Source organism: Microcella sp., assembly GCF_030645145.1.
Classification (GTDB): domain Bacteria; phylum Actinomycetota; class Actinomycetes; order Actinomycetales; family Microbacteriaceae; genus Microcella.
The window spans coordinates 23,804-33,822 of the sequence record NZ_JAUSMI010000132.1 but is presented as its reverse complement, the minus strand read 5'-3'; the positions used below and the strand labels follow the sequence as shown (position 1 = coordinate 33,822).

11 protein-coding genes are annotated in these 10,019 nt (G+C 71.2%); 3 read left to right on the top strand and 8 right to left on the bottom strand.

Translation table 11 applies throughout. The annotated features are described in order from the left end of the window. Positions 1-459 (top strand): hypothetical protein (locus Q7T15_RS08810; protein ID WP_304695372.1); only part of this gene is annotated, 459 nt, incomplete at its 5' end. Then, positions 456-1,082 (top strand): hypothetical protein, encoded by a 627-nt coding sequence (locus Q7T15_RS08805; protein WP_304695370.1) that lies wholly within the window; start codon positions 456-458, stop codon positions 1,080-1,082. The genes Q7T15_RS08810 and Q7T15_RS08805, both read left to right, overlap by 4 nt. 6 nt (positions 1,083-1,088) lie before the next feature. On the opposite strand, the gene Q7T15_RS08800 is transcribed toward Q7T15_RS08805, so the two are convergent. The 3 genes from Q7T15_RS08800 to Q7T15_RS08790 are packed head-to-tail and all read right to left on the bottom strand — an operon-like array spanning position 1,089 to position 2,946. Next, on the bottom strand, positions 1,089-1,361 hold the full coding sequence (locus Q7T15_RS08800) for a PTS sugar transporter subunit IIB (protein ID WP_304695367.1): 273 nt from the start codon (positions 1,359-1,361) through the stop codon (positions 1,089-1,091). Further along, a complete protein-coding gene (locus tag Q7T15_RS08795) occupies positions 1,358-1,810 on the bottom strand; it encodes a PTS sugar transporter subunit IIA (protein WP_304695365.1) in 453 nt (150 codons plus the stop codon). Before Q7T15_RS08795 ends, Q7T15_RS08800 begins: the two co-directional genes overlap by 4 nt. Continuing rightward, a complete protein-coding gene (locus tag Q7T15_RS08790; protein WP_304695363.1) occupies positions 1,807-2,946 on the bottom strand; it encodes an adenosine deaminase in 1,140 nt (379 codons plus the stop codon). Before Q7T15_RS08790 ends, Q7T15_RS08795 begins: the two co-directional genes overlap by 4 nt. A 63-nt stretch (positions 2,947-3,009) precedes the next feature. Between Q7T15_RS08790 and Q7T15_RS08785 the strand changes: the two genes are divergently transcribed. Next, the gene (locus Q7T15_RS08785) at positions 3,010-3,957 is read left to right on the top strand and encodes a nucleoside hydrolase (protein ID WP_304695361.1); all 948 of its coding nucleotides are present in this window, start codon (positions 3,010-3,012) and stop codon (positions 3,955-3,957) included. On the opposite strand, the gene Q7T15_RS08780 is transcribed toward Q7T15_RS08785, so the two are convergent. The 5 genes from Q7T15_RS08780 to Q7T15_RS08760 are packed head-to-tail and all read right to left on the bottom strand — an operon-like array spanning position 3,954 to position 9,777. Beyond that, entirely contained in the window at positions 3,954-5,249 is a 1,296-nt protein-coding gene (locus Q7T15_RS08780; RefSeq protein WP_304695359.1) for a thymidine phosphorylase, read from the bottom strand. The two genes, Q7T15_RS08785 and Q7T15_RS08780, sit on opposite strands and share 4 nt — an antisense overlap. Then, on the bottom strand, positions 5,246-5,671 hold the full coding sequence (locus Q7T15_RS08775) for a cytidine deaminase (RefSeq protein WP_304695357.1): 426 nt from the start codon (positions 5,669-5,671) through the stop codon (positions 5,246-5,248). Before Q7T15_RS08775 ends, Q7T15_RS08780 begins: the two co-directional genes overlap by 4 nt. A 19-nt stretch (positions 5,672-5,690) precedes the next feature. Then, positions 5,691-7,001: an ABC transporter permease gene (locus Q7T15_RS08770; RefSeq protein WP_304695354.1), complete on the bottom strand. Its 1,311-nt coding sequence runs from the start codon at positions 6,999-7,001 to the stop codon at positions 5,691-5,693. Then, entirely contained in the window at positions 6,998-8,266 is a 1,269-nt protein-coding gene (locus Q7T15_RS08765) for an ABC transporter permease (protein WP_304695352.1), read from the bottom strand. Before Q7T15_RS08765 ends, Q7T15_RS08770 begins: the two co-directional genes overlap by 4 nt. Then, positions 8,263-9,777 carry an ABC transporter ATP-binding protein gene (locus Q7T15_RS08760; RefSeq protein ID WP_304695350.1) on the bottom strand — a complete coding sequence of 505 codons (1,515 nt, stop codon included), beginning with the start codon at positions 9,775-9,777 and terminating at the stop codon, positions 8,263-8,265. The genes Q7T15_RS08765 and Q7T15_RS08760 overlap by 4 nt, the downstream gene beginning before the upstream one ends. Positions 9,778-10,019 lie beyond the last annotated feature (242 nt).

The following is a 10,019-nucleotide window of genomic DNA, read 5'->3' as shown; positions in this document are numbered from 1 at the left end:
GCGGGCGGTGCGGGGGCCGACGGCGCGGGCGGCGGCCAGGGCTTCGCCGCCGCGTCGCTCGCCGCGATCCCGCTCGCCGTCCAGCTCGCGATGCTGCGGGGCGTTCTCACGCCCCTGCGCCCCTGGCTCGCGATCGGGGGCGGGATGCTCGGCCTCGCGTCCCTCGTCCTGCTCCTCGCACCGCTCGAGCCGGTGTTCCTCGTGGCCGTCGCCGCGCAGTCGATCGGGGTCGCTCTGCTCGCCGGCGCGCTCGCGCGCCTCGGATTCGGAGCGACGACGGAAGGCGCCGTGCACGTGGCGATCGTCGCGGCGACGGCGTGGTGGCTCGTGATCGTCAGCACGGGCGGGCTGCTCCTCGCCTTCGCCGCGGTCGTCACGACGCTCCTCGCGCTGCGGCGCCGAGGGCGGCGCCGCAGCCCGGGCCGCGGCAGGCCCGTCGTGCACGAGGCGCGACGATGACCGCGCGGCGCGGGCTGGTCCTCGCCGTCGTCGCCCTCGCGATGACCGCGATCGGCGGCTGGGGGCCGGCGCTCCTCCTCGCCGTGGGCGTGCTCGACCCGGCCGACCAGGTGACGACGCTGCGGGTGCTCCTCGTGGGCAGCGCGATCGCGCTCCTCGGGTTCATCCCGCTGCTGCTCGCGGCGCTCGCGCTCGTCGGTCGAGCGCCGCAGCCCGCGTGGCTGCTGCGGCTGGCGATCGCGCTCCTCCTCGTCCGGCCGGTGGTCGTCGTGCTCGAGGCGATCGCGTCGCCGGTCGCCCTCGTCCCTCAGCCGCTGACGCTGCCGATCTTCCTCACCACGGCCGTCGCGGCGGGCGTCGCCGCGATCAGCGTCCTCCCGACGACGGGCCCCGCCCGGCGGCCGGAGCGCATCGCCGTCGTCGGCGTCGCGGTCGCCGCCCTCGTCGGGCTCGCCCTCTTCGGCTACACCGGGGCGATCGTGCCGATCGCCGCGATCGGGCTCGTCATCGCCCTGGCGCTGCGCATCCGCCGCGATCGCGAGCAGGCGGAGGTCGATGCGATCGACGACGCTGAGCCGACCGATGAGGGCGACTCCGGCACCGGCGGCGCCCCCGGGCGCTGAGCGACGTCAGCCGATCGCGATCTCGAGCTTCCGGCTGAGCTCGTCGGTGTCGAAGTAGTTCTCGATCACGACCACGTCGGCGCGGGTCGCGCCGATCGCCTCGACGAACTCGGCGCTCGTGAGGATCACCTGCGCATCGGCGGCGACGCGGGCGACCGAGCCGATATCGGCCGCGACGACCGTGGCCTCGAGGCCGAGCCGCTGCAGGACGCGCTCGGCGTTGACCTTCAGGATGCCGCTCGAGCCGATGCCGGCGCCGCAGATGGTGACGATCTTCACGCGCGGTCCGAGCGCTCGAGGATGGCGCGGACGGCTTCGCGGGTTGGAGCGTCGGCCACCGCGGCGATCGCGGCGGAGTCGTTGAAGGCGTTCGCGAGGGCCGCGACGGCCGCGAGGTGGGCATCCGGCGCCACACCGGCGAGGCCGATGACGACCCGCACCGGGTCGTTGTGGGCGTGGCCGAACTCGACCGGCTCGGCGAGCGTGACGACCGAGAGGCCATCGCAGCGCACGGCCGCGCCGGGGCGGGCGTGCGCGAGCGCGAGACCCGGGGCGATGACGATGTACGGGCCGTGGTCCTCGACCATGCGGATCATCGCGTCGGTGTACTCGACTGTCGCGCAGCCGCTGTCGACGAGGGCCTCACCGGCGATGCGCACGGCCTCGCGCCAGTCGGCGGCGCGAGCGCGCAGCACGATCGCGCGGTCGGCGAGAGGGGGCAGCGTCATTCGGCGTGCTCACCCGCCAGGGCGGCCTCGAAGCCCTCGACGATCATCTCGGCGAGCTCGACGCGGTCCTCGACCGGGAGGAACGCCGCCTCGGCGGCGTTGAGCTGGAAGGCGAGGATGTCGTCGAGCCCGTAGCCGAACGCCTCGGCGACGAGCGCGAGCTCGCGGCTGAGGGTCGTGCCGCTCATGAGTCGGTTGTCGGTGTTGACGGTCACGCGGAAGCCGAGCTGGTAGAAGAGGTCGAGCGGGTGGTCGACGAGCTCGTCGCCCCACTGCGCGATCGCCCCGGTCTGCAGGTTCGAGCTCGGGCTCGTCTCGAGGGCGATGCCGCGGTCCTTGACCCACTCGGCGAGCGTGCCGAGCCGCGCGAACGTCGACTCGCCCTCGGTCGTGATCTCGATGTCCTCGGCGAGGCGCACCCCGTGGCCGAGGCGCAGGGCGCGGCCGTCGAGCAGCGCGCCGCGGATCGATTCGAGCCCGTCGGCCTCGCCCGCGTGCACGGTCGCGGGGAAGAAGCTCGCCGCGAGGTGGTCGAACGCGTCGCGCAGTCGGCTGGCGGGGAAGCCCGCCTCGGCTCCGGCGATGTCGAAGCCGACGACGCCGTAGTCGCGGTGGCGCACGGCGAGCTCGGCGATCTCGAGGCCGCGGTCGGCGTGGCGCATCGCGCTCACGAGCTGGCCGATGCGGATGCGGTGGCCGAGCGAGCGAGCCTCCTGGACTCCGGCGTCGATGCCGGCCTGAACCGCCTCCACCGTCTCGTCGAGGCTCAGCCCGCCCTGCTGGTGCTGCTCGGGAGCCCAGCGGAGCTCGCCCCAGACGACGCCGTCGGCGGCGAGGTCGAGCACGGCCTCGCGGGCGACGCGCTCGAGGCCCTCGCGCGACTGCATCACGGCCGTGGTGATGTCGAAGGTCTTCAGGTACTCCACGAGCGAGCCGGAGTTGCTCTTCTCCGCGAACCACGCGGCGAGCTCGTGGGCGTCGGTCGTGGGCAGCTCGACGCCGGCGTCGGCGGCGAGCTCGATGATCGTCTGCGGGCGGAGACCGCCGTCGAGGTGATCGTGCAGCGACACCTTCGGCAGCGCCTCCAGCACCGTGTCGGTGCCGGGCAGGAGGGTCGTCGTCGTCGCCGTCGTCATGCCTCAAACCTACCGGTTCGTTACCGTGTCGTGACCCCGCTCGGTGAGCTCTAGGCTCGGCTCATGCCCGAGAAGATCATCCTCGACTGCGACCCCGGCCACGACGATGCGGTGGCAATGCTGCTCGCCCACGGCTCCCCCGCGATCGAGCTCCTGGCCGTCACGACGGTCATGGGCAATCAGACGATCGAGAAGGTCACGAGGAACGCGCTCTCCGTCGCTCGCGTCATCGGCATGGATGCGGTGCCGATCGCGCGCGGAGCCCACCGCCCGCTCGTGCGGACCATCGAGACCGCCCCGGACATCCACGGCGAATCGGGCCTCGACGGCCCCGTCCTGCCGGAGCCCGCCGTCGCCCTCGATCCCCGCCACGCGGTCGATCTCATCATCGACACGGTCATGAGCCACCCGCCGAAGACCGTCTCGCTCGTGCCGACCGGCGCGCTCACGAACATCGCTCTCGCGGTGCGGAAGGAGCCCCGCCTCGCCGAGCGCGTCAAGCAGGTCGTGCTCATGGGCGGCGGCGTGCACGTCGGCAACTGGAGCGCGGTCGCCGAGTTCAACATCATCATCGACCCCGAGGCCGCGCACATCGTGTTCAACGAGCCCTGGCAGCTCACGATGATCGGGCTCGACGCGACGCACCAGGCGCTCGCGACCGACGAGGTCGCCGCGCGCATCGCCGCCGTCGGCACCGCCCCCTCGCGGTTCGTCGGCGAGCTGCTCGAGTTCTTCGCCCACTCGTACAAGGATGCGCAGGGCTTCGACCACCCGCCCGTGCACGACCCGTGCGCGGTCGCCTTCCTCATCGACCCCTCGCTGCTGCGCGTCGTGAAGGCGCCCCTCGACGTCGAGCTCACCGGCGGGCTCACGCTCGGCATGACGGTCGCCGATCTGCGCGGGCCCGCGCCCGAGGGGTGCACGACGCAGGTCGCCCTCGACATCGACAACGACCGCTTCTGGGCGCTCGTCGTCGACGCCCTCGAGCGAATCGGCGCGGTGGATCTCTAGTCGACGACCCCCGCGATGAGCGGGCCGCCGGTGACGACCTCGTCGCCGGCGTCGCCGATGCGGTAGCCGCCCTCGAGCGCCTCGAACGCCCGATCGAAGCGGGCGGCATCGTTGGTGTGCATCGTGAAGAGCGGCTGACCCTTCGTCACGGCATCGCCGGGCTTCGCGTGCAGGTCGATCCCCGCGGCGTGGTCGACCGGGTCCTCCTTGCGCGCGCGGCCGGCGCCGAGGCGCCAGGCCGCGATGCCGAACGGCAGCGCGAGCTGCTCGACGAGCACGCCGTCGCGGTCGGCCGTGACGACGTGGTGCTCGTTCGCTTCGGCCATCGGCGCCTCGGGGTCGCCGCCCTGGGCGCGGATCATCGCGTTCCAGGCGTCCATCGCCCGACCGTTCTGCAGCGCGCCCTCGACGTCGACGTCGGTCACGCCCGCGAGGTCGAGCATGTGGCGCGCGAGCGTCACGGTGAGCTCGACGACGTCGGCTGGCCCGCCGCCGGCGAGCACCTCGACCGACTCGCGCACCTCGTTGGCGTTGCCGATCGCGAGGCCCAGCGGGACGTTCATGTTCGTGAGCACCGCGCGCGTGGCGACCCCGGCATCCTCGCCCAGGCGCACCATGACCTTCGCGAGCTCGCGCGACTGCTCGATGTCCTTCAGGAACGCGCCCGAGCCGAACTTCACGTCGAGCACGAGGGCCGCGGTGCCCTCGGCGATCTTCTTCGACATGATCGACGAGGCGATGAGCGGGATGCACTCGACGGTGCCCGTGATGTCGCGCAGAGCGTAGAGCTTGCCGTCGGCGGGCGCGAGGCCCGAGCCGGCGGCGCAGACGACGGCGCCCGCGCTCTCGAGCTGCGCCATCATCTCGTCGACGGTGACGTTGGCCCGCCAGCCCGGGATGCTCTCGAGCTTGTCGAGCGTGCCACCCGTGTGACCCAGCCCGCGGCCGGAGAGCTGCGGCACAGCGACCCCGAACGATGCGACGAGCGGCGCGAGCGGCAACGTGATCTTGTCGCCCACTCCCCCCGTCGAGTGCTTGTCGGTGGTCTTCTTCGACAGACCCGAGAAGTCGAGGCGCGTGCCCGTGGCGACCATGGCCAGGGTCATGTCGCGCACCTCCTCGCGCGTCATGCCGTTGAGGAAGATCGCCATGGTCATGGCCGACATCTGCTCGTCGGCGACGTAGCCGCGGGTGTAGGCGTCGATCATCCACTGGATCTGCTCGGTCGTCAGCGCACCCTTGTCGCGCTTGGTGCGGATCAGGTCGACGACGTCGAACGGTTCGATGCTCACGAGCGGTACTCCTCCAGGGTGCGCGGCCCGAAGGCGTCGGGCAGCACCTCGTCGATGGTCCTGATGCCCGAGACGGTCTCGAGGAGCATGCCCTCGGCCGAGTGCTCGAACAGCAGCTGGCGGCAGCGGCCGCAGGGCATGAGGGCTCCGCCGTTCCCGTCGACGCACGTGAATGCGACGAGCCTGCCGCCACCGGTCATGTGGAGCGTCGAGACGAGCGTGCACTCGGCGCACAGCGTGAGGCCGTAGGAGGCGTTCTCGACGTTGCAGCCGGAGATCACCCGGCCGTCGTCGACGATCGCGGCGACGCCGACGGGGAACTTGGAGTACGGGACGTAGGCCTTGGCCATCGCCTCGAGCGCGACGGCGCGGAGCGCGTCCCAGTCGATGGCGTCGGCCGCGGGCGCGGTCGATCCGGTCATGTGCTGGCTCTCTCCCTGCTCAGGCCTTCAGGTACGGCTTGCCGGACGCCGCGGGCGGCCGCGAGAGGCCGACGAAGCCGGCGACGGCCACGATCGTCACGACGTACGGAAGCATGAGCATGAACTCGCTCGGCACGGGCGAGCCCACGATCGACAACGTCGACTGCAGGTTCGTGGCAAAGCCGAACAGCAGGGCGGCGAGCGTCGCGCGGATCGGGTCCCACCGGCCGAAGATGACCGCGGCGAGCGCGATGAAGCCCGCGCCGTTGGTCATGTCCTTGCCGAACGAGCCGACCGCGGCGAGCGTGAAGAAGGCGCCGCCTCCGCCGACGATCGCACCGGCGAGCAGGACGTTCCAGAACCGCGTCGCGCGCACGTTGATGCCGACGGTGTCGGCCGCGGTGGGGTGCTCGCCGACCGCACGGAGGCGCAGGCCCCAGCGCGTCTTGAACAGACCGAACCACACGAGGAAGATCGCGAGGTACATCAGGTAGACGATGACCGTCTGACGGAACAGGATGGGCCCGAGGACGGGGATCTCGCTCAGCAGCGGGATGGCGATGCGCTCGAACTTCTCGGGCGAGTTGAACGTCTCGGCGTTCGGTACCATGACCGTCGAGTACAGGAAGCTCGTGAGGCCGAGGACGAGGACGTTGAGCACGACGCCCACGATGACCTGGTCGACGAAGTACCTGATCGCGAAGGCGGCGAGGACGAACGATACGAGCGCGCCCGCGACCATCGCGCCGAGGAGGCCCACGTAGGGGCTCCCGGTGAGGCTGCCGAGCATCGCGGCCATGAACGCGCCGCCGAGCAGCTGGCCCTCGATCGCGATGTTGACGACGCCCACGCGCTCGGAGATCACGCCGCCGAGCGAGCCGAAGATGAGCGGCGTGCTGACGGTCAGTGCTCCGGCGAGGAGACCGATGAGCGGCACGGTCGCGCCCGCGGCGGCCCAGGTCAGGAAGCCGACCAGGAAGAGCACGGCGAACACCGTCGTGAGCCAGAGCGGGACGCGGATCGCGGCCCGCGACAGGAGCACGGCGCCGACGGTCGCGGCGACCATGAGCAGCACGACGACGATCGTGGTCTCGGCGAGCCCGAGCGTGAGCGGCGGCAGCTGGATGGCGTCGCGCCCCTCGGAGAGCCGGTAGGTCGTGATCGGGTTGTCGCCCTCGAGGTCGGGGCGCCCGACCACGAAGAACAGCAGGATCGCGATGACGGTGAAGATCGCGAAGGCGATGGGCGCCTTCCAGCTGCGAACGGCGACGGGGGATGCTCCACCGGGGGTCGTCGCCGCCGGAGCGGTGGTCGCGGGTGCAGCGGTCACTTCGACACCTCCGCCTTGCGGGCGATCGCGGGCTTGCGCCACTGGAAGCTGCCGTCCGGAGTCGGCAGTCGGAAGATGGCCCGCACGAGCGGGGGCGCGGCGATGAAGAGCACGATGAAGCTCTGCACGACGAGGACGATGTCGACCGGGATGCCCTCGGCGCTCTGCATCGTGAACGAGCCCGCCTTGAGCGCACCGAAGAGGATGCCGGCGAAGAACACGCCCCACGGCTTCGAGCGGCCGAGGAGCGCGACCGTGATCGCGTCGAAGCCGATTCCCGCGTCGAGCCCGGCGGCGAAGCCGCCGGTGAAGTTGCCGAGCACCTGCTGCACGCCCGCGAGGCCGACGAGCGCGCCGGCGATGAGCATGACCTTGACGTAGACGCTCTTGACGTTGATGCCGGCGACCTGCGCGGCGTGCGGGTTCTCGCCGACGGCGCGGAACTGGAAGCCCATCGCCGAGCGGTTGAGCAGGTACCAGACGTAGATCGTCGCGACGATGACGAGGATGAACCCGATGTCGATGTTGTACTGCGGCCCCAGGAGGCTCGGGTACTGCGCCGACTCGAGCATGGGGCCCGACTTCGGGTTGTTCTGGCCGGGTGCCTGCAGCGCGCCCGGGGTGCGCAGCAGGAACGACACGAGGTAGAACGCGATGTAGTTGAGCATGATCGTCACGATCACTTCGTGCGCGCCGGTGCGCGCCTTGAGGAGACCGACGATGCCGCCCCAGAGCGCGCCGCCGATGATGCCGACCACGAGGGCGACGACGAGGTGGATGACCGGCGGCAGCGGCACGTACGCGCCGACGTATCCGGCGGCGGCGGCGGCGATGAGCATCTGCCCGCGACCGCCGATGTTGAACAGGCCGACGCGGAACGCGAGCGCGACGCCGAGGCCCGCGGCGATGAGCGGCGTCGCGAACGTGAGGGTCTCGAGGAGCGGGCGGATGGCGATCGCGAATCCGCGATCGGTCTCGTAGTTGAAGACCGAGCCGCGGAAGAGGGCGGTGTACGCGCCGCTCACGGCCTGCCACGCCGCGCCGAGGGTGTCGGTCGGCCGCGAGAAGAAGTAGCCGGAGGTCTCGGCGACCCGCTCGTCGGTGAGGATGATGAGGATGCCGCCCGCGATGAGCGCGAGCACGACCGCGAGGACGGAGATCGCGGCGGAGCCGCCGAGGATCTCCTTCATGATCTGGTTGGACCGCGGGGCGGCGGGCGTCTCGGGAGCGCTCGCCGGAGTCGCGGGGCTGGTCGTCGTGCTCATGCGGCCACCTCCGCCGGCGTCTCGCCGGCCATCATCAGTCCGAGGACGTCGCGGGGCGTGTCGCCGGGCACGATGCCCACGATGCGCCCGCGGTACATGACCGCGATGCGGTCGGCGAGCGCGACGACCTCGTCGAGCTCGGTCGAGACCACGATGACGGGGACTCCCGAATCGCGCGTCTCGACGATGCGCTTGTGCACGAACTCGATCGACCCGACGTCGAGCCCGCGCGTCGGCTGCGCCGCGATGAACAGACGCAGGTCGCGACTGAGCTCGCGAGCCAGGACGACCTTCTGCTGGTTGCCGCCGGACAGCCGGCCGACGCGCGTGGCGATGCCCTGGGCGCGCACGTCGAACTCCCGCACCTTCTCCTCCGCGAAGCGCGCGAGGTCGGCGAGCTGCAGAGTGCCGCGCTTGACGAAGGGCTCGCCCGTCGATCGGTCGAGCATGAGGTTCTCGGCGATCGTCATCTCGGCGACGAGTCCGTCCTCCTTGCGGTCCTCGGGCACGAAGCCGACGCCCGCGTCAAGCACGCCGCGCGTGGACCGCCCGATGAGCTCCTCGCCGTCGAGCGAGATCGAGCCGTGGACGCGGTGCTGCAGGCCCATGATCGCCTCGGTGAGCTCGGTCTGGCCGTTGCCCTGGACCCCGGCGATGGCGAGGATCTCGCCGCGGCGGAGGGTGAAGGAGACGCCGTCGACCAGTCGCTGGCCGACGTGATCGATGACCGTCAGGTCGCGCACGACGAGCGCGTCGTCGCCCGGCGTCGCCGGGTCCTTGTCGACGGTGAGGTCGACCGCACGGCCGACCATGAGGGAGGCGAGCTCGGCGTTGGTCGCCGTGGGCGAGGCCTCGCCGACGACCTTGCCGAGACGGATGACGGTGATGCGGTCGGCGACCTCGCGGACCTCGCGGAGCTTGTGGGTGATGAACACGATCGAGGTGCCCTCGTCGCGGAGCTGGCGCATGATCGCCATGAGCTCGTCGGTCTCCTGAGGCGTGAGCACGGCCGTCGGCTCGTCGAACACGAGGACGTTGGCGTTGCGCGAGAGCGCCTTGATGATCTCGACCCGCTGCTGCACGCCGACGGGGAGGTCCTCGATGCGCGCATCCGGATCGATGTCGAAGCCGAACCGCGCCGAGATCTCGACGACCTTGGCGCGCGCCGCCTCGAGATCGAGGAGGCCGCCGGGCTTGGTCGACTCGTTGCCGAGCATGACGTTCTCCGCGACGGTGAAGACGGGGATGAGCATGAAGTGCTGATGCACCATGCCGATGCCGGCGTTCATCGCGTCGCCCGGGCCCGAGTAGCTCTGGACGACGTCGTCCAGGAGGATCTGGCCCTCGTCGGCCTGGTAGAGGCCGTACAGGACGTTCATGAGCGTGGACTTTCCCGCACCGTTCTCGCCGAGCAGGCAGTGGATCTCGCCGGGCTCGACCACGAGGTCGATGTGGTCGTTGGCGACCAGGGCGCCGAAGCGCTTGGTGATGCCACGAAGCTCGAGTTTCATGCTCCGTGCCTTCCCGCGCCGTCGGGGTGGAGTCGGCGCTGTCCGTGAGCTGGGGTCGGGAGGATGCCGCGTTCAGGGCGACCGCGGCGAGCCCGATGCTCCACTGTACGGGAGCACCGCAGCCGGTATCTGAGCAGTGATCTGCGCATCTGAGCAGATCGGAGGTGACGCAGGTGCGACTCTCGTCGCCCCGGAAACGGGACCGGGGGAGGCCAGCAGCGCTGACCTCCCCCGGGTGATTC

Bases quoted from the DNA above. Each gene is read 5' to 3' on its own strand.
- Q7T15_RS08765 (WP_304695352.1), bottom strand. From the start codon at position 8,266: ATGAGCACGACGACCAGCCCCGCGACTCCGGCGAGCGCTCCCGAGACG.
- Q7T15_RS08785 (WP_304695361.1), top strand. From the start codon at position 3,010: ATGCCCGAGAAGATCATCCTCGACTGCGACCCCGGCCACGACGATGCG.
- Q7T15_RS08790 (WP_304695363.1), bottom strand. From the start codon at position 2,946: ATGACGACGGCGACGACGACGACCCTCCTGCCCGGCACCGACACGGTG.
- Q7T15_RS08795 (WP_304695365.1), bottom strand. From the start codon at position 1,810: ATGACGCTGCCCCCTCTCGCCGACCGCGCGATCGTGCTGCGCGCTCGC.
- Q7T15_RS08805 (WP_304695370.1), top strand. From the start codon at position 456: ATGACCGCGCGGCGCGGGCTGGTCCTCGCCGTCGTCGCCCTCGCGATG.
- Q7T15_RS08760 (WP_304695350.1), bottom strand. From the start codon at position 9,777: ATGAAACTCGAGCTTCGTGGCATCACCAAGCGCTTCGGCGCCCTGGTC.
- Q7T15_RS08775 (WP_304695357.1), bottom strand. From the start codon at position 5,671: ATGACCGGATCGACCGCGCCCGCGGCCGACGCCATCGACTGGGACGCG.